At 33.2% G+C, this 19,188-nt stretch carries 20 protein-coding genes; 7 read left to right on the top strand and 13 right to left on the bottom strand.

Annotated features, from left to right (window positions below):
- Positions 1-2: 2 nt before the first annotated feature.
- From WBG07_RS04445 to WBG07_RS04435, 3 genes are read right to left on the bottom strand one after another with little or no spacing between them, the layout of a single operon-like run.
- Positions 3-938, bottom strand: coding sequence for an alpha/beta hydrolase (locus tag WBG07_RS04445; protein WP_340199289.1), 936 nt, complete (start codon positions 936-938; stop codon positions 3-5).
- A complete protein-coding gene (locus WBG07_RS04440; RefSeq protein ID WP_340199288.1) occupies positions 925-1,434 on the bottom strand; it encodes a hypothetical protein in 510 nt (169 codons plus the stop codon). Before WBG07_RS04440 ends, WBG07_RS04445 begins: the two co-directional genes overlap by 14 nt.
- Positions 1,435-1,451: 17 nt before the next feature.
- Positions 1,452-2,312, bottom strand: coding sequence for an SPFH domain-containing protein (locus tag WBG07_RS04435; RefSeq protein ID WP_340199287.1), 861 nt, complete (start codon positions 2,310-2,312; stop codon positions 1,452-1,454).
- Positions 2,313-2,428: 116 nt separating this feature from the next.
- Between WBG07_RS04435 and WBG07_RS04430 the strand changes: the two genes are divergently transcribed.
- The gene (locus tag WBG07_RS04430) at positions 2,429-3,196 is read left to right on the top strand and encodes a S1/P1 nuclease (protein WP_340199286.1); all 768 of its coding nucleotides are present in this window, start codon (positions 2,429-2,431) and stop codon (positions 3,194-3,196) included.
- On the opposite strand, the gene WBG07_RS04425 is transcribed toward WBG07_RS04430, so the two are convergent.
- Positions 3,197-3,481 carry a TIGR03643 family protein gene (locus WBG07_RS04425; RefSeq protein WP_340199285.1) on the bottom strand — a complete coding sequence of 95 codons (285 nt, stop codon included), beginning with the start codon at positions 3,479-3,481 and terminating at the stop codon, positions 3,197-3,199.
- A gap of 249 nt (positions 3,482-3,730) precedes the next feature.
- Between WBG07_RS04425 and WBG07_RS04420 the strand changes: the two genes are divergently transcribed.
- Positions 3,731-4,129, top strand: coding sequence for a DoxX family membrane protein (locus WBG07_RS04420; protein ID WP_340199283.1), 399 nt, complete (start codon positions 3,731-3,733; stop codon positions 4,127-4,129).
- A gap of 64 nt (positions 4,130-4,193) precedes the next feature.
- On the opposite strand, the gene WBG07_RS04415 is transcribed toward WBG07_RS04420, so the two are convergent.
- The 4 genes from WBG07_RS04415 to htpG form a co-directional block, all read right to left on the bottom strand.
- Positions 4,194-4,778: an alpha-ketoglutarate-dependent dioxygenase AlkB family protein gene (locus tag WBG07_RS04415; RefSeq protein ID WP_340199282.1), complete on the bottom strand. Its 585-nt coding sequence runs from the start codon at positions 4,776-4,778 to the stop codon at positions 4,194-4,196.
- A gap of 16 nt (positions 4,779-4,794) precedes the next feature.
- Entirely contained in the window at positions 4,795-5,148 is a 354-nt protein-coding gene (locus WBG07_RS04410) for a DoxX family protein (protein ID WP_340199281.1), read from the bottom strand.
- Positions 5,149-5,154: 6 nt separating this feature from the next.
- Positions 5,155-6,942: a DUF885 domain-containing protein gene (locus WBG07_RS04405; protein WP_340199280.1), complete on the bottom strand. Its 1,788-nt coding sequence runs from the start codon at positions 6,940-6,942 to the stop codon at positions 5,155-5,157.
- A 242-nt stretch (positions 6,943-7,184) separates the two neighbouring features.
- Positions 7,185-9,056, bottom strand: coding sequence for a molecular chaperone HtpG (gene htpG, locus WBG07_RS04400; protein ID WP_340199279.1), 1,872 nt, complete (start codon positions 9,054-9,056; stop codon positions 7,185-7,187).
- 400 nt (positions 9,057-9,456) lie between these two features.
- On the opposite strand from htpG, the gene WBG07_RS04395 reads away from it, so the two are divergent.
- The 3 genes from WBG07_RS04395 (at position 9,457) to WBG07_RS04385 (ending at position 12,609) form a co-directional block, all read left to right on the top strand.
- Positions 9,457-10,122, top strand: coding sequence for a TetR/AcrR family transcriptional regulator (locus WBG07_RS04395; RefSeq protein WP_340199278.1), 666 nt, complete (start codon positions 9,457-9,459; stop codon positions 10,120-10,122).
- Positions 10,123-10,132: 10 nt separating this feature from the next.
- A complete protein-coding gene (locus tag WBG07_RS04390; RefSeq protein WP_340199277.1) occupies positions 10,133-11,443 on the top strand; it encodes an ABC1 kinase family protein in 1,311 nt (436 codons plus the stop codon).
- 158 nt (positions 11,444-11,601) lie between these two features.
- Positions 11,602-12,609 carry a 3-oxoacyl-ACP synthase III family protein gene (locus WBG07_RS04385; protein ID WP_340199276.1) on the top strand — a complete coding sequence of 336 codons (1,008 nt, stop codon included), beginning with the start codon at positions 11,602-11,604 and terminating at the stop codon, positions 12,607-12,609.
- 93 nt (positions 12,610-12,702) lie between these two features.
- Here the strand turns inward: WBG07_RS04385 and WBG07_RS04380 are convergent, their stop codons facing one another.
- The 4 genes from WBG07_RS04380 to WBG07_RS04365 all read right to left on the bottom strand — a co-directional run bounded on the left by WBG07_RS04380 (position 12,703) and on the right by WBG07_RS04365 (position 16,547).
- Positions 12,703-13,119: an arsenate reductase ArsC gene (locus WBG07_RS04380; RefSeq protein ID WP_340199275.1), complete on the bottom strand. Its 417-nt coding sequence runs from the start codon at positions 13,117-13,119 to the stop codon at positions 12,703-12,705.
- 15 nt (positions 13,120-13,134) lie between these two features.
- Complete coding sequence (locus WBG07_RS04375; protein WP_340199273.1) at positions 13,135-13,632, bottom strand: ArsI/CadI family heavy metal resistance metalloenzyme; 498 nt, start codon at positions 13,630-13,632, stop codon at positions 13,135-13,137.
- 29 nt (positions 13,633-13,661) lie between these two features.
- Positions 13,662-13,997: an ArsR/SmtB family transcription factor gene (locus tag WBG07_RS04370; protein WP_340199272.1), complete on the bottom strand. Its 336-nt coding sequence runs from the start codon at positions 13,995-13,997 to the stop codon at positions 13,662-13,664.
- Positions 13,998-14,141: 144 nt separating this feature from the next.
- Positions 14,142-16,547 carry a TonB-dependent receptor gene (locus tag WBG07_RS04365; protein WP_340199271.1) on the bottom strand — a complete coding sequence of 802 codons (2,406 nt, stop codon included), beginning with the start codon at positions 16,545-16,547 and terminating at the stop codon, positions 14,142-14,144.
- A 118-nt stretch (positions 16,548-16,665) separates the two neighbouring features.
- Here WBG07_RS04365 and WBG07_RS04360 point away from each other — a divergent pair, with 118 nt between their 5' ends.
- Positions 16,666-17,025: a CoA-binding protein gene (locus WBG07_RS04360; RefSeq protein WP_340199270.1), complete on the top strand. Its 360-nt coding sequence runs from the start codon at positions 16,666-16,668 to the stop codon at positions 17,023-17,025.
- On the opposite strand, the gene WBG07_RS04355 is transcribed toward WBG07_RS04360, so the two are convergent.
- Positions 16,996-18,459, bottom strand: coding sequence for a sodium:solute symporter (locus tag WBG07_RS04355; protein ID WP_340199269.1), 1,464 nt, complete (start codon positions 18,457-18,459; stop codon positions 16,996-16,998). The genes WBG07_RS04360 and WBG07_RS04355 overlap by 30 nt on opposite strands.
- An 81-nt stretch (positions 18,460-18,540) precedes the next feature.
- On the opposite strand from WBG07_RS04355, the gene recR reads away from it, so the two are divergent.
- Complete coding sequence (recR, locus tag WBG07_RS04350) at positions 18,541-19,161, top strand: recombination mediator RecR (RefSeq protein WP_340199268.1); 621 nt, start codon at positions 18,541-18,543, stop codon at positions 19,159-19,161.
- The last annotated feature ends 27 nt before the right edge of the window (positions 19,162-19,188 follow it).

Genomic DNA, 19,188 nt, shown 5'->3' with positions numbered 1-19,188 from the left:
ATTTATTTTTTTACAAATTCAGTAATTACTTCTACCAATTTTATGGAAAGCGGGAAATTTTCCTGAATGTATGAAGCTTGGTTTTCCTGAAGGTTTTTAACCGTTTTAAGCACATGATTCATTTCTGGAATAATAACTAATTCTGCATCTGGCTTTGCTTCTTTTAGTCTTTGTGCATCTTCTTGCATAATTTGAAGATCAGCATTTCCATTTATAATAAGAGTAGGAATCGTTACTTTTTTTATTTCTTCTATGGGGTTGTACTTATTATAACTTTTAATAAATAGATGATTTCTGGGATTGAAAATACTTTGAAGCATAAAATTTACTTCCTGAATAGTGTCGGTAGTGCTAAGTTCTTCAAAATGTTTGCTAGCAATAATTCCCAGTTCTTTACTCTGCTTAGTAATTTGTGAAATTACAGTTTCTTCAAGTGTTTTAGAGGCTCCAGCTAGTGAGATATATTTAGAGGCAATATCTGTTAAGGCTAAGATGGCGGTAAGTGAACCTTGACTATGGCCAATTACCGTAATCGTTTTAAACCTAGAGTCTCCCTGAAAATGTGTTAAAGCAACCCGCGCATCATCAACCAAATCATCAAATGAAATAGTCTTATTTATAAAAGGTTTATTGGCAGGGTTCGCAGTTCTTTTATCGTAACGATAAAAAGCAATCCCATTTTTATTCAAACTATCCGCAAGCATTTTTATATAATTTGCTTGCACATTTACGCCTGCCTGATTACCATTTCTATCAATATTTCCAGATCCGTGTATGAATATGGCCAAGGGAATTTTACCCTCGGTTTTTTGATAAGAGAGCGTTCCTGGCAGACTAATGTTACCATTGAAAAGTGAAATCTCTTCGGAGATCAAGTCTTGCCCTTCTGCAATAGAGCAGACGCAAAGTAAAATAGAGAGGATTTTAATAATTTTCATTTTCTAGCAATTTATAATGTTTTATAATCTCTACTGCTTCTTCAGGACGTTGCGTTCCAATTAATATTGTTTTTCCGTTGTTATAGTTCACTCTAATAACTTTTTTTAGTCCTATCATAGTAATGGATGGCGTGCTGTTTAAAATATTCCAAGCCCCAAGCTTATACCCGTAACTTGGAATATGGTAATCCTGAATGGCGAAGCTTTCCACATTTTTCATCGCAATTACAACTTCCTTTCTTTTAAATGGCGGATATTTAAAGTGAATTCCATTTCTATTAATTTGAACATATTGTTTCATAGAACTTATAAGCCAGAAGGCAAGTGCTTCTGTACAAATAATAAGAATTGATACTAGAATTAACTCGCTCTTTTCACTTTCAGAATTTGACTTTGTATAGGAAGAAAGAATAATGACCAAGGGACTTATTAAACCAACTATCATTAAAACGTACATCCATTTAGGTATTTTTTGTATTTCTGTAAAAACCTTCATTGGGTGTTTGTTTAATTTTAATGATTAAGGGTACCTGCATTAACAATAGGGCTAGCGTCTTTGTCACCGCATAAAATCACCATTAAATTACTTACCATGGCCGCTTTTCGTTCTTCATCAAGCGTAATTATTTCTTTTTTGCTAAGTTCTTCCAATGCCATTTCAACCATACTTACTGCACCTTCTACAATTTTGTGTCGTGCTGCTACTATAGCAGTTGCCTGCTGTCTTTTAAGCATTGCATTGGCAATTTCTTGCGCATAAGCTAAGTATCCAATTCTAGCTTCTAAAACTTCTATACCAGCCATTGATAATCTTTCCTGAACCTCTTTTTCAAGGGCTTCACTTACCTCATTAACATCAGATCTCAAAGTAATATCTTCTACATGACCTTCATCGGCAAAATTATCATAAGGATACATGCTTGCAAGTTTTCTAACTGCTGCATCCGTTTGTACTCTAACAAAATTCTCATAATTGTCTACTTCAAAGGCTGCTTTATAGGTGTTTTTCACTCGCCACACTAGAATGGTGCTTATCATAATTGGATTTCCAATTTTATCGTTCACTTTCAATCTTTCACTATCAAAATTGCTAGCGCGCAATGAAATTTTCTTTTTAACAAATAAGGGATTTACCCAATAAAATCCATTTTCTTTTACTGTACCAATGTACTTGCCAAATAATAAAAGAACTCTTGATCCATTTGGGTTCACCAGTATGAAGCCTGGAAGCAAAACGATGCTAAATACCATTACCAATAATAGAAAAGTCATCTTGACAAGAATAAGTCCAAGAATACTTCCCAAAAAGAGAATAATAAAAACAGAAAGCATTAAATAGCCATTAGAAGGAATAATTATTTTTTCGTCACTCATGATATTTTTTTTAAATGATATTAAAATGATATCATAAAGATATGATTTTTTTTTGGAAGTTCTACAATTATTTTTCAACAGTATCATTGGATTATCTTATTTTTGAAAAAAATCTTATGAAATATTTATTAATTCTGTTCTTTTTAGTCACACAGTTAAGTCTAGGAAATACCATGTGGGGTAAGACAGGACATAGAGTTGTTGGAGATGTGGCTACAGAGTATTTGTCTGGAAGTGCAAAACGAAAAATAGCAAAGATATTAGGAGGTCAGAGTCTTGCATTTGTATCTACTTATGCAGACGAAATTAAAAGTGACGCTCGTTACAAATCATTTAGCCCTTGGCATTACGTGAATTTTCCTTTTGATAAAAAATATGGGGAAGAACCTCCCAGTGAGTATGGTGACTTAATTATGGGTATTGAAAGGTGTATTGTACTACTTAAAAGCAATACTACAAGTGATGATGATAAATTATTTTATTTAAAATTGCTTATCCATTTTATAGGAGATTTGCATCAACCTTTGCATGTGGGTAGGGGTGAAGATAAAGGAGGAAATGATATTCAGGTACAATGGTTTGGTAGGGGTAGCAATCTCCACCGAGTTTGGGATACTAATATGATAGAAGAATACGGTATGAGCTACGAAGAATTATCAGAAAACCTTCCGGTAGTTACTAGAAAGGAGCGTAAACAAATGCAGTCTGGCTCTTTACTAGACTGGGTCTACGAATCTCAAAGTCTTGCTCAAAAAGTATATAAATCAGCAAATAAAGGAGAAAAACTGAGTTACCGTTATATGTATGATTATTTTGGTACGGTAAGAAGTCAACTGCTCAAGGGAGGAGTTCGTTTGGCAAAAATACTAAATGATATTTTTTAATTATCTTTTTGATATTTTATTACTACTTACCGCTTTCTGTCTACTGCACTTAAACCTTTTTACCTCTTGGTTTCTTAACTTGCTATGTTTCGTAGCACGACCTTGAACTCTTTTTCTCCACATTCTAAAACTAGAAGGTTTCATTTCCCTTCTCATGATTTCAATGGTTTCCTGTTCAGAGATGCCAAACTGAAAAGTAATAGCTTCAAAAGGAGTTCTATCTTCCCAAGCCATCTCAATTATACGATCTAAATCACGGTCATTCCATTCTTTTTGGGTGTTCATTTGAATTTTTTAACAAAGATAATAGATTAAATACAATCTTATAAAGCAATGATTTTGAGTTATTGATAATTAAACAAGCTATACATTGAGAATTTATATAGTAACGGGGGTCTAAACTAGGAAATTTGCTATAAATAATAAGTTTTATTAGGGGCTTATATAATCTCGATTAACTACATTATTTATGATTTTTTTTAACATAATTTATTATGCAAGCATAGTATATTTGCCGTCCGTTAGTAAGAAGTAATGAATATTAAAGAAGTGGGATATTTGTTGGTTAGAATTTTGGTAGGAATGGTTTTGGTGATTCGTGCTGTGACTAACATTTTGCATTTAGATAGTTTTATAGAAGAGTCTACTACTGATTTTAATGAAATTGGATTATTAATCCCCAAATGGATTCTGGAATTTATGATAGTCTTACCATTTGTAGAAGTTTTATTAGGAATACTCTTATTTACAGGTTTTCTTACAAGAATAATTTTAAAAACTTCTCATTATACGTTTATGGGCGTTGCATTGTTCTTAATTTGGGTTAATAAATTAGATGTAGCTTTTTTATATGTTCTTATGGCAACCGCGGTTTTCTTTTTATTAGTTAAAATCCGTTATAATAATTGGTCATTAGATCAACGGGTTTCGTAATGTTTTTTCATAATTTGAGTTTTTGGTTAATTAGAAACACCTTCTTATGAAAGAGAAGGTGTTTCTAATTTATAAGCCTATAAGTAAGATTAATTCTAGGCATTACGATTTTTTTTGTTTTGGGTATTTGATGGAGCCAAAAATGTTGTGTCTCCCCGCTCATCAAAAGCAAGCTACCGTGTTTTAATTCAATTTTATATCTCAACTCTTTGTTATACCTATGTTTTAGGTGAAACCATCTGGAACCACCAAAGCTCACGGAGGCAATAATGGGATTTATACCTAGCGCTTTTTCATTATCTGCATGCCAGCCATTGCTATGGTTTCCATTTTCATATAAATTTAATAAGCAAGTTGTAAATTTTACATCAAACCTGTTTTCAATCCTTTCTTTTATAATTGTCAAATCTTTTGTTAAAGGAAGTGGTTGCATAGTAATGTTAGAATACGAGTACGGTTTTGAATTAGAGGCATAAAGACAGGTTTTACGAGGTTGAGGATATGTTTTGCCGAATACAGTAATAAAATCTTGTCTCCATGGAGTTTCTTTCAGCATAGATGTGAAATACTGATTAGCTTCGTTCTCAGAAATAAAGTTTTCCAAGTAAAGAATTTTTGCATTAGGAAGCTCAGTAGGAAGTAATTCCATAAAAGTATTTAAGAGTTTATGTATATTGAAACGCCCAGAAAATTAGAAAAGCCTGGAGGATTAGGCGGCCGTATAATACTGGTTTGGGGAGATTTAATCCAGCTTTTATATTAGAAATCATATAAGTGTGTACAGGGATAAATCCTATTAATATTAGAATAATTAGCCAAGCGGCCAAGGATCGGGTTTGTGGTAAAAGGAGCATAATGGCAGCACCTATTTCAACCCCGCCACTTAGCAATACCAAAAATTTATGGGCAGGTAAATAACGTGGCATTATTCGCATAAAAGCCTTTGGTCTTATAAAATGAAAGATTCCGGCAATTAAAAGGATGAGTGCCAATAAATACATATGCCAGTTAGCTTTCATACAAGTCTATTCGGATTTTTGTTTTGAAATCCATTTTTTAATCTTAGTCTCCAATAACTGTAAAGGAATGCATCCAGACTCTAAGACCTTATTATGAAAGGTTTTAATATCAAATTTACTACCAAGGTCTTTTTTAGCTAATTCTCTTAATTCCAGAATTTTCAATTGACCAATCTTATAAGATAGTGCTTGTCCTGGAATAGCCATATATCTTTCAATTTCTGAAATTATACTAGCTTCACCTTCAGCTTCATTATCCAGCGAGTATTGAATTGCCTGTTCTCTGGTCCACCCTTTGCTATGTAATCCAGTATCAACTACCAATCTAATAGCTCGATGCATTTCTGCACTTAACATTCCAAAATATTGATAAGGATCTGTGTATAGACCTAATTGTTTTCCAAGAGACTCAGCATATAATGCCCAGCCTTCTCCATAAGCACTATACCATATTGTTTTTCTAAATTCTGGCAATTGGGTGTTTTCTTGTTGTAAGGATATTTGATAATGATGTCCTGGAATGGCTTCATGTAAGAATAAATCTTCATCAGAAAATAAATTATAACTTTTTACATCTGGAATTGGAACATAAAAAATACCCGCACGAGTACCATCTAATGAGCCTGGATTATATTCTGCACTGGCAGAGGCTTCACGAAATTCTTCTGTTCTTCTTACTTCAAAGTCAGTTTTTGGAGTTAGATCAAACATATTCTCCAAATTAGACTTCATTCGTTCATGAATCGCATAAAAGTTATCAATAACTTCTTGTGGTTCTTTGAAAGGCATCAGCTCTTTTTTGCTTCGTACGTGATTAAAAAATTCTTTTAGACTTCCTTCAAAGCCCACTTCATTTTTTATTTTTTCCATTTCGGAAGCAATTCTTTCTACCTCCTTCAATCCTAGTTCATGTATCTCATCAGCCGTCATATTAGTAGTAGTATAATAGCGGATTAGATATTTATAATATTCTTTTCCTTCAGGAATCATATCAATCCCTGAAGATGTTCTTCCAGCTTCTTTATATTCTGTTTTTATATATTCATTTAATCTTTCAATTGCCGGAATTATTTTAAGCTCAAGAGTAGTGGTATAACTTTCAATTATTTGCTTTTTCTCACGTTCTGTCAAAATATCAGGCATATTTTGTACCGGAATGTAAAAAAGATTTTCTTCTGTTTTACCTTTGGTAAGGTCTTCTAGTTGAGGAATCACTTTTTTGATAAGGCTTTTAGGAAGAACATAACCAGCATCAACACCTTTCTTCATATTAACAACTGCCGTGTCACACCAACTAGCAAAACGCTCTAATCTTGCAAGCCAATTCATATAATCTGGATGATTATTAAAAGGTTGTGCTCCACTACCACTACCTAGCTGCCCAATGGTAAGCGGTAATGAAAACATTTGATTAATAGGAATAAGTTCAGAACTAAATTTATGTCTATTAAGTGCTTGCTCGATTTCCCAATTCAAAACAGCTTTACTCATGAGCTGTTCTTCCGTTAGGTTTTGGTCTGGATACATTTCTAATGTATCTCTATATCGCATATTAAACACCCATACTTTTGTTTTATGATTTTCTGAAATATCAATAGGTAATTGATCGTTATAGCGAGTATCACCAGAATAAGTAGCGTTAAGAGGGTTTAACTTAAGAGAAGCCTCATGGTAATTTGAAAGTACTTCCTGCAGTGAAGGGAGCTTTACTTCTGTAACTTCTACTTGAGGTGCTTCTTTGCAAGAAGTTAAAATAAGTACGAAAACAAAAATACTTATTAATCTGATTTTCATGATCCTTGAATTTTAATATAAATAAGTTGTAAAGCGTAAGGAAAAATGAGGTGCTCAAAGATAAAAAATATTATTTGCGAAACGGTGTCAATTATTAACTTAGCTGCATATGCATGGGAACTTTTTTTTTGATTAATTAATTCTTTCTATTGTAGAAAGAATTAACTTTCAAATATGGTTGTACATCAATAAAAAAGCCGCCTTTATGTCAAAAGCGGCTATTCAAACATTTGGATTTAAAGTTATTTGATCATATCAAAACTTCGTTTTACAAATTTAGTTAATTCTTCACCTTTCAATAGTCCTTGAGATAATCTAGCAAGATCTAATGATTGATTTACCAACCTTTCTTGTTTAGGTTTGGTTTTTGTATTCAGAATTTGAGAAACCAATTCATGGTTCGTATTTACAATCACATTATACATTTCAGGCATATTACCCATTCCAAACATGCCACCACCGGTAGCATTCATTTCTTTCATTCTTCTCATAAACTCTGGCTGAGTAATAATAAAAGGAGCTGCATTACTATCTCTTGCCTCTAGTTGTACGGAATATTTTTCTTTTGGAATAATTTCACCTAGTAAACCGTTAAGTTTTTCTTTTTCTTCATCTGAAAGTTTAGAAACGGTTTCCTCTTCCTTTTTAATTAGATTGTCTACTGCGTCACTATCAACCCTTACAAAAGTAGTTTTTTCGTTCTCAGATTCCAACTTTTGAATTAGGTGAGGTACTATAGGCGAATCTAATAGTAAGACCTCATAGCCTTTAGCCTTTGCTTCTTCTATATATGCGTGTTGCGCTTCTTTATCATTGGCGTATAGAACTACTAATTTTTCATCTTTATCAGTTTGATGATCTTTAATTTTTTCTTTTAATTCATCAAACGTAAAAAATTTACCTTCTACATTTGGGTAAAGAGCAAACTTATTGGCTTTTTCAAAGAATTTGTCTTCGGAAAGCATTCCGTATTCAATCACTATTTTGATATCATTCCATTTGCTTTCAAAATCTTCTCGATTTTCTTTGAATAAAGAATTAAGTTTATCCCCAACTTTTCTGGTGATATAGCTCGCTATCTTCTTAACATTACCATCTGCCTGTAAATAAGATCTCGAGACATTTAATGGAATATCTGGAGAATCTATTACCCCTTTTAGCATGGTAAGAAATTCAGGAACAATTCCTTCTACATTATCAGTAACAAACACTTGGTTTTGATAAAGTTGAATACGATCTTTTTGAATATTAAGCTCGTTCTTAAGTTTTGGAAAATAAAGAATACCCGTAAGATTAAATGGATAATCTACATTAAGGTGAATATTAAAGAGTGGTTCTTCAAATTGCATAGGATACAATTCTCGATAGAAACTTTTATAATCTTCATCTTTCAAGTCTGCTGGTTGCTTAATCCATGCAGGATTTGGGTTGTTAATGATATCATCAACAACAACTGTTTCTTCTTCTTCACTTCCTTCAACCTTTACTTTCTTTTCTTTAGTACCAAACTTAATAGGCACGGGCATAAACTTGTTGTACTTAACCAACAGTTCTCTTATTCTTGATTCTTCCAGGAATTCAGTAGAATCTTCGGCAATGTGAAGAATAATTTCACTTCCACGTTCTGTTTTATCAGATTTTTTCATGGAGAATTCCGGACTTCCATCACATACCCAATGTGCTCCGGGTTCATCTTTATAGCTTTTAGTAATTATTTCAACTTTCTCAGCTACCATAAAGGCTGAATAAAATCCAAGTCCAAAATGACCAATAATGCCAGCATCTTTAGCGCTGTCTTTGTATTTTTCAACAAATTCTTCAGCTCCTGAAAAAGCAACTTCGTTAATATACTTCTCTACTTCTTCAGAAGTCATACCAATTCCTTGATCAATGATGTGAATTTTTTTGCCTTCTTTGTCTAGCTTCACTTCAATCTTTGGATTACCATACTCAACACTTGCTTCACCTATATTGGTTAAGTGTTTTAACTTCAAAGTTGCATCTGTAGCATTAGAAATAAGTTCCCTTAAAAAGATTTCATGATCACTGTATAGGAACTTTTTGATAAGCGGAAAAATGTTATCTACCGAAACATTAATTTTACCTTTTGCCATATGTATGTTTTTTAAATTTTATAATTAATCATACATCAAGGTTTCAAAAAAAGTACCATAGGTGAATTTTCTGCCAAGTTGTCATTTAATAAGTTGATACTTTATTTTCGGAAAAGTTTAACATATAAAATTGTTTAACATATTTGCATATCCTTTAAACATTATGTATATTTACACCATGTTATTGGGATTAGAATTGCTATGAAAAGAAAAAATTTAAAATTCCTATAATTGGTTTGTTTATTTATTGGTTAGGTTGTTAAAAAGCGCATTTATTCTTGTAAGTGCGCTTTTTCTTTTTGCAAAATAATGTTGAGATTACTGTATTTCATGTTAAATATTGTTGAAACTTATTATCAAATAATCAAACATTTTGTACTTTTGTTTTAAATAAAAAATTATGGCAGCGACAAAGAAAAAGGCAGATTCCAAGCCAGACGCATCTAAAATAATGGAAGCTTATATGCAATTTGTTCTGGAACATGAAAAGGAGCCAAAATCGGTTTATAAACTATGCAAAGAAATAGGAATAGAGGAAGCGCAATTTTATAAATTCTTTGGTTCAATTGATGCATTAAAAAAGTTTATTTGGAAGCATTTTTATTCACAAACATTGCATGTTATTGAGAAAGATAAAAATTATGAGCAGTATGCAAACCGCGAAAAAATGCTTGCGTTCTTTTTTACCTTCTTTGAAAATCTTACACTCAATAGAAGCTATATTCTTTATGTGCTGCATTCCCATAAAAATATGCTAAAAAATTTGGATCAACTTAAAGGTTTAAGAGTCCATATTAAAGAATATGCAACAGAATTGATTGATGAAAGAAATGCAGATAAGGCTTTTAAAATTACACAGCGTTCACCACAGATATTTTCAGAAGGTGCTTGGTTGCAGTTTTTGTTTTTACTGAAATTTTGGATGGAGGATACTTCATCAGGGTTTGAAAAAACCGACATCGCAATAGAGAAGTCAGTTAATACCATTTTTGATGTATTTGATAATACACCTCTAGATAGTATTTTAGATTTCGGAAAATTTTTATGGAAAGAAAACAAGGCCTAAACAACTGCTATTGAAAACATTAGATAGAATACCTACAGGTAAAATAGAACGTGCCGGAAAATTGGTGCAAACGGGAGTGAAAATTGGTGGTAATTACCTAAAATATTATGGTGAAAAACTAGTCAATCCTGAAGTTAATAAAGATAAATTAAATGAGAACAATGCTGAAGATATCTATGACGGGTTAAAAAGCTTAAAAGGCAGTGCGTTGAAAGTAGCACAAATGTTAAGTATGGAAAAAAGTCTGCTTCCAAGTGCTTACGTTGAAAAATTTTCGTTGGCTCAATTTTCTGTACCGCCTTTGTCAGCCCCATTAGTTAGAAAAACATTTAAAAAATATTTAGGAAAATATCCTGAGGAAATTTATGATACCTTCTCACCAGATTCAATCAATGCAGCCAGCATAGGTCAAGTACATAAGGCTTCAAAAGATGGGAAAGATTTAGCTGTAAAAATACAGTATCCAGGAGTAGCCGAAAGTATTAGTAGTGATTTGGCTCTTGTGAAACCTATTGCAATTAGAATGTTTAATTTAAAAGGAAAAGATTCTGATAAATATTTTAAAGAAGTAGAAGATAAATTAATTGAAGAGACCAACTATATTTTAGAAATTAAGCAGAGTCAAGAAATAACCAATGCTTGTTCTGTTATTCCTAATATGGAGTTTCCTTCTTATTATCCGGAGTTGTCAAGTGAGCGAATTATTACAATGGATTGGATGAATGGTTTGCATTTGAGCCAATACACAAAAACGAGTTTTAGTGAAAAAACCGGAAATATGCTTGGGCAAGCGCTTTGGGACTTTTATATGTTTCAAATGCATATTTTACGAAAAGTACACGCAGATCCTCATCCAGGAAATTTTCTTGTGAGTGATAAAAATTCATTAATTGCAATTGATTTTGGCTGTATTAAAGAGATTCCAGAAGACTTCTATATTCCTTATTTTGAATTGGCGGTCAAAGAAAATTTTGAGAATGATGTAATCTTCATGGAGAAAATGTACGAGTTGGAGATTCTTAAAAAAGAAGATTCTCCGTCTGAATTAAAATTTTTCAAAGCATTATTCAAGGAAATGTTAAGTCTATTTACGTCTCCTTTTAATTCAGATACTTTTGATTTTGGTAGTGATATATTCTGGGACAAGATTACTGACTTAAGTCAACGATACTCTAAAGATGATCAAATCAAAAAAATGAATGGCAATAGAGGATCTAGACACTTCCTATATATAAACCGTACATTTTTTGGCTTATATAATTTACTTCACGATCTCAAAGCGAAAGTTGAGGTGAATAATTTTAGAAAATACCTTGATTAGATTGACTACTTCTTAATTTTGCTACTTTTTTTTAGTTCTTAGGCTACTAGTCAATTAAACCCTAAATAAAGATTTAGTAATATTGCTTAAATTGCAAAGTTGTTTTAAAACAATTGTAGTTTCAAGTGAAGTATTAACAGTATATAGAAAATCATAAAATGTATAATTCGAAAATAACAGGATTGGGATATTATGTACCCGATAATGTGGTCACTAATGATGATCTGTCAAAATTAATGGATACCAATGATCAATGGATTCAGGAGCGAACTGGTATTAAAGAAAGACGTCATGTAATACCAGGTACAGATACTACCACCTCTATGGGTGTTAAAGCTGCTAAAATAGCTATTGACAGAGCAGGCATTTCAAAAAATGATATAGATTTTATAATATTCGCAACTTTGAGTCCAGATTATTATTTTCCAGGACCAGGGGTACTAGTGCAAAGAGATTTAGAAATTGATACTGTTGGGGCGCTTGATGTGAGAAATCAATGTTCAGGGTTTATTTATGCACTTTCTGTGGCAGATCAGTTTATAAAAACAGGCATGTATAAGAATGTTTTAGTGATAGGCTCAGAATTACATTCTGCGGGATTGGATATGACAACTCGTGGAAGAGGAGTTTCTGTGATTTTTGGCGATGGAGCTGGTGCCGCAGTTGTCAGTAGAGAGACAGATAATTCTAAAGGTATTTTATCTACACATATGCATTCTGAAGGTCAGCATGCAGAGGAATTAACGGTTATTGCTCCTGGAATGGGGAAAAGATGGGTAACAGATATTATTAAAGATAATGATCCGGAGGATACTTCTTTTACACCATATATGAACGGCCAGTTTGTATTTAAAAACGCCGTGGTACGCTTTAGTGAAGTAATTATGGAAGGTCTTCAGGCAAATGGTCTTACTCCAGCAGATATAGATATGTTAATTCCTCATCAAGCAAACCTTAGGATTTCTCAATTCGTACAAAAGAAATTTCAATTATCAGATGATCAGGTCTACAATAATATCATGTATTATGGTAATACAACAGCAGCATCTATTCCTATAGCGTTAACAGAGGCATGGGAAAAAGGGAAAATAAAGGAAGGCGATACAGTGGTTTTAGCTGCCTTTGGTAGTGGTTTTACCTGGGGTAGTGCAATCATTAAGTGGTAGGTATGCTTTAAATAGATCGTTTTAACTGTGGAATAATAAATCCGCTGAAGTATTTAATACTTCGAGCGGATTTATTAATTAGAGACGTACTGCCTAATGATTCTTCTCTATAAAATCTAAACACCATTTTTTAATCTCTGATCGAGTACTTCTAAAGGCTTCAATAATTTCTTTGGCAGTTCCATTAGCCTTAGATGGATCTGAAAAATTGTGATGATATTTTATAGCTGATGAGGGAAATACAGGACAACTTTCTTTTGCGTGATCGCATACTGTAATGATATAATCAAAAGTAATATTAGTATACTCATCAAGATGATTTGAGGTATGGCTACTTATGTCAATACCATCTTCCATCATAATACCCATTGCAAATGGATTCAAACCATGTATTTCAACTCCGGCACTGTATACCGTAAATTTTTCATGACCAAAATGGTTCAGAAACCCATGCGCCATTTGGCTTCTACAAGAATTACCTGTGCATAAGACCAAAATATTTTTCTTCATAAAGTTATAAATGATTTAATTACAGGCACAATCAGAAGTGCAGTCTGAAGTTGCTATATTAGTTTCCTTTTCTTCTGCGGGCAGGCAGCAAGCGCTGGTATCTGATAACTCATATTTGGGGTCATTGAATTCTGCATCTTCATGAAAATAGTAAACTTCCCATTGCACATTATCTGGGTCATTAACCCAAAACTTATCCTGTACTGCATAACAACAAGCGGTGCCAGTTTCAACGCGATCTATAAGGTTATAATTTTTAGCAATTTCAAGTCTTTTTTCAAGCGCTTCCTTAGTAGCAACTTGAAAACCAAAGTGACCAAAATTTGCCTGAACCCTTTCCGGATTTTCTATAAATGAGATGATTAAAGAAGGTTCTTCAAGAATATATTTTGCATATCCAGACTTTATTTTGTCGGCGGGTTTGCCAAAAAATGCGGTATAAAAATTAATTGTAGCGGCGAGATTGCTTACATATAAAGATGCATGCATCCGCGGAAATGTGTTTGTTTTCATAAGTATTAAAATTTATTATAAGGAATTATTCAACAACAATTTGTGCTGTTATCGGTTTTAAATGTCTCAAAAAAATTAGAAAATTGAGTTTTTATTTGATTCCATTTTTGGGTATTAATGCAATAGCAAATACTGGTGCCTTCTACGGAACCTTTAATAATTTCGGCATGCTTAAGTTCTTTTAGATGTTGTGAAATGGTTGGCTGGGCTAATCCAATCTCATTCACAAGATCTCCGCAAATACAGGCCTGTGTTTTTATAATGTGTTGCAGAATTGCAATTCTTGCAGGGTGGGCTATCGCTTTTGCAAGGAGTGCAAGATCATTCTGCGCATCTGTATAAATTGAAGTTTTTGTAATTCCCATGATTTGTTTATGTCTATATAGCAATATTACGATTAATGAATGGAATAAAAAAATCCGAAGAGAAATTTCTCTTCGGATTTTTAAATCTTAGCAATTAAAAAACTAACCATCAACTATAAAAATTGCTAAGATCATATTTATACATTATAAAATACCCCCACTTCCTCTCTTGGTATTATCATCTCTGTTTTTTCTTCGTAACGCCCTGTTTTTACCACTACCAAATCTATAAGAAAGGCCTACATAAATAGTATTGCTTTCCCAATTAAAGTCTCCAACTTGTCTAAAAGGCCGCTGCCCGTCAAAAGCAAACTGCATGGTGTTAAAAATATCGTTCAAATTAAAACTAATAGTGCCTTTGCGTTCTGCAAAAGAGTAACGCGCCCCTAAGTTTACAAAATACATAGGCTTCATCTCAAACTGTAAGGTTTTGTTGGTGCCTCTGTAAAAACCAAAAACAGAGAAAGTTAGTTTCTTGGTTGCTATAAAATTATTATTCATACGAGCATTCCAGGCAGTATTGTTAATTTCCACCTGTTCTGTTCCTACAAATCCCCTTTGTTTTTGGGAGAAAAAATCAAAACTGGCATTAAAATTCCACCATTTTGTGGGTTTATAATTACTAGATAACTCAAAACCATACGATGAATTATTATCAAAATTGTCAAAAGTAAGTATCAATTTATTTTCATCTAATTCATCTAAATAGACAGCTCTGTTGATTTCATCTTCAATTCTGCGATAAAAGATTCCTGCAGTAATGCTTCCCTTTTTAAGTCTTCGGGTGTAATTACTTTCAATAGAGTTTGTGAATTGCGGAATAAGTTGTGGGTTTCCAAACGATGAAATAAGAGGAGTTGCCCATTCACGTATTGGATTTACCTGCTCAAGCCCTGGTCTATCTACTCTTCTGCTCACACTTATTTGATATTGATTCTCGTCTGAGGGTTTGTATGTGATGAATGCTGATGGGTATATCTGCGTGTATTTATCTGTAAAAGCACGCACAACATTTGTATCTGCTTTTACTTGTACATCTTCCACGCGCACACCTACCTGATAAGACCATTTTTCAAAATTCTGACCAAATGTTGCATACGCTGAGTAAATATCCATTTTGTAATCAAATTCCGTGTCCGGAGTAGGTCTAAGCACCCCATTAGAATTAAAGGTAAGCCCTGTTGATTCATAGTCCACATTCGTATTGAAATAACGAGCTTCTAATCCAGCTTCTAGTTTTGATTTTTCTGATAACGGATTTACATAATCAAGATTAACAAAAGTCTGATCTCTTTTTGTGTCAACAAAATCTTTGTAATCTGGAATAATTCCGGTGCCTCCTTCAAAGTCAAAACCGGCATCTTCGTTACTGCTGAATCGGTTATAATCAACCTCCAGCTCAATACTATGACCTTCTTTTTCGAGCTCTAATTTATAATCAAAATTGTATTGCTCACTCTGATTTGAGTTGATATTGTTGAAAAACTGTTTTTCATCAGGGAAATCGCCATTGTAATATCTAATATCTGTAATACCTCTACCATTCCCATCAAAAATATTCTGGTTGGTGAAAAACGAAAAAGTATTTTTATCATTAATGTAGAAGTCAAATCCTATTTTATACAAATACGATTTATTGTTGTTGAAGAAATCAAAAAATTGTTCCGAATTTTCTACTACTCTAAAAATATGCCCATCATTGATGTACTTTCCTATATTGGTACCAATATTTCCATACACATTAAATTTGCCATTACGGTAATTAAGATCTAGAGATGTATTGAATTTTGCTTCTATTCCTTGAGTTAATCCCATGTTTATAGTTCCGTTGAAACCAATGTTTGCATTACGGTGAAGCACAATGTTAATAATACCGCTCATTCCTTCTGGATTGTATTTTGCTGAGGGATTGGTAATGAGCTCAATGCTTTTTATAGAAGAAGATGGTATCTGTTGAAGCAGCTGTGCAATTGGAACATTGGAGAGCTTACCATCTACCATAACTCGCACATTAGAATTTCCCCTCAAGGTGATGTTTCCCGTTTGTTGATCTACATTTACAGAAGGAATATTGTTCATAATATCTGCCGCTGTAGCTCCGGCAGTGGTAAGGTCTTTACCTACATTTATTACCTTTCTGTCTATTTTTTGTTCAATAGTAGATCTCTCTGCAATAACTTCTACTCCTTCTAGCGCGGCAACCTCCTCTTCAATGATGATGATGCCCAGATTGAGATCTCTATTTTGTCTGGATATTTCTATTTCTTTTTTAAAGGTCTTATAACCTATAAATTGGATTTCAAGAATCATTTTGCCCTCAGGAAGTTTTTCAATTTGAAAAGATCCATCTTCTTTTGTAATTCCACCAGTAATAGTACTTTGGTCTGCAAGTGATTTAATTACAACTGCAGCATAACTCACAGGTTGTTTAAGGATATTGTCTATTACTTTCCCGGAAACAGTACCAATACGAATTGGCTCTACCGGAGCGGTTTGTGCAAGTATCGCATAGCATGATAACAATGCGATAAGCATTACTAATTTTTTCATTGGTTTGATTGTTTTTTGATTGATGATGATTCCCTAACTTGCGTTAAGTTCATATTGAATTGACGACTTATAGCAAACTATGTTACAGCAATTAACATTCTTTAACAAAAATTAACAAATGGCAAAAACACTCGTAATGGGCGCTTCTCTGAGCACAAATAGATATTCTAATATGGCAATTAGGAATTTGCGAAAAAAAAATCAAGAAGTGGTAGCTTTTGGAATGCGTGAGGGCGAGGTTTTGGATGTTACTGTTGTGAACACATTAATTCAGTATACTGATGTGGAAACGGTAACCCTCTATTTGAACCCTGTAAGGCAAGAATCTTATTATCAATATATAATATCATTAAAGCCTAAACGGGTGATTTTTAATCCAGGTACAGAGAATATGGAGTTTTATAAACTATTAGAAGTTAATAATATAAAGGTAGAGGAGGCTTGCACATTAGTCATGCTTTCTACGAATCAATATTAGTCCCAAAAAGGTAAATAACCCATTGATAATCAATAATTCATAACCAAATTCATAACCTCCTAGCGACTCTTTAGGGAGGTAACCTAGGAAGGCGGTTAGTATAACAGATGTAATAGCCACTATGGGTACAAAAGAATCTTTAATTTTATATTTTGTTACTATTCCAAAGGCAAATAGGCCTAATAGAGGTCCATAGGTATAAGCGGCTACGGTAAGAAGACCATCTATGACATTTTTTTCTAAAATATAATTAAACAAGATAATCACCACAACAAGAACCATACTCATAAGAACGTGTACTTTTTTTCGCAGCGATTTTTGAGTTTTCTTTTCTCTTTGTTCAATTTTCAAGAAATCAATACAAAATGAAGTGGTTAAAGAGGTGAGTGCACTATCTGCACTGCTGTATGCAGCGGCAATAAGCCCTAAAATAAAAATAATTCCCAGCCCCATTCCCAAATCTTGATTTAGAGCTATTTCCGGGAATAATAAATCCGTTTTGGGTTTACCATCCATTAATGGTATTGGAATACCATTTGTTTCTGCGTAGACAAAAAGTAATGCTCCTAACCCAAGGAAAACAAGATTCACAAAAATAAGCACAAAACTAAAGGTGATCATATTTTTTTGGGAATCGCCTAGACTTTTACAGGTAAGATTTTTTTGCATCATATCTTGATCTAAACCCGTCATACATATGGTAACAAACATACCCCCAAGAAATGATTTAAGCAGATGCTTTTTTGAGTTGATATCATCTGTAAAAAAAGTTTTCGTGTAATTAGTTAGTTTAGGATTATTCAAGAAATCGTTTAGCGATAAATTGAGTTCACCTAAAATAATATAGATAGTTAATCCTACTGCAGTTAACATAAATAAGGTTTGTAAAGTATCTGTCCAAACAATAGTTTTAATGCCTCCTTTAAAAGTATAGATCCAAATAAGTAGTATTGAAAGTATAACGGTTACTGGAAAAGGAACGTTCCAACTGGCAAACACAAAATATTGTAATACTGTGGCTACCAGAAAAAGCCGGAAAGAAGCTCCAATAATACGAGAGATAAAAAAGAAAAAAGCACCAGTTTTATGACTATAGGTGCCAAATCTATCTGCGAGATATTCGTAAATGGAAGTAACATTAAGCCTATAATAAATAGGCAATAAAATAAAAGCAATTACAAAGTAACCAGCCAAATACCCATAAACCACTTGCATGTAACTAAATTGAGCATCTTTAACCCAGCCTGGGACCGAAATAAATGTAACGCCACTAAGCGATGCGCCAATCATACCAAATGCTACAATGTACCATGGAGACGATCTTTTTGCTTTAAAAAAATCTTCGTTTGAATCTTCTTTTCCTGTGAGAAATGAAATAAAGATTAATACAGCAAAGTAAACTGCAATAAGCAGCAAGATATGAAAGGGTTTCATAGGTTAGAATTAGAGTTGCAAAATACAAACTCCTGTACAAATATGAACTTGGATATATTTAAAAGTTGTAATTTTGTCTTCATGGAATTTTCTTCTAAACTTCTAGAAAATGCGGTCTATGAAATGTCGCAGTTGCCTGGAATAGGTAAGCGAACTGCTTTGAGGCTGGTGCTTCACCTTTTAAGGCAACCCGAAGATCGAACAGATAAATTAGCCAATGCTTTACAACTTTTGAGAAAGACAATTAAATATTGTAAGAATTGTCACAATATTTCTGATGTAGAATTATGTGAGATATGTGCCAATCCTAAAAGGGATACTTCAACAGTTTGTGTGGTGGAAGACATTCGTGATGTAATGGCAATTGAAGGTACGGGTCATTTTAAAGGGCATTATCATGTATTGGGAGGAAAAATATCACCTGTAGACGGTATTGGCCCGCATAACCTTACTATCGGTCCATTAATTAATAAGGTAAAAAATCAAGAGATAAAAGAAGTTATTTTTGCATTGAGTTCTACTATGGAAGGAGATACCACTAACTTTTATATTTATAAGCAGTTAGAAGGTTTAAATATAACCACTTCTACTTTAGCAAGAGGGGTATCTGTAGGAGATGAACTTGAGTTTGCAGATGAAGTGACTTTAGGACGGAGTATATTGCATAGAATTCCTTTTGAGAATTCGCTTAAAAGTTCTTAACAGGCTTAGAAATCATTTAATATAAAT

The organism is Ascidiimonas meishanensis (genome assembly GCF_037782385.1).
Lineage (GTDB): Bacteria > Bacteroidota > Bacteroidia > Flavobacteriales > Flavobacteriaceae > Ascidiimonas > Ascidiimonas meishanensis.
The sequence above is the reverse complement of the archived record's forward strand: the minus strand, read 5'-3'. Positions and strand labels throughout refer to the sequence as shown.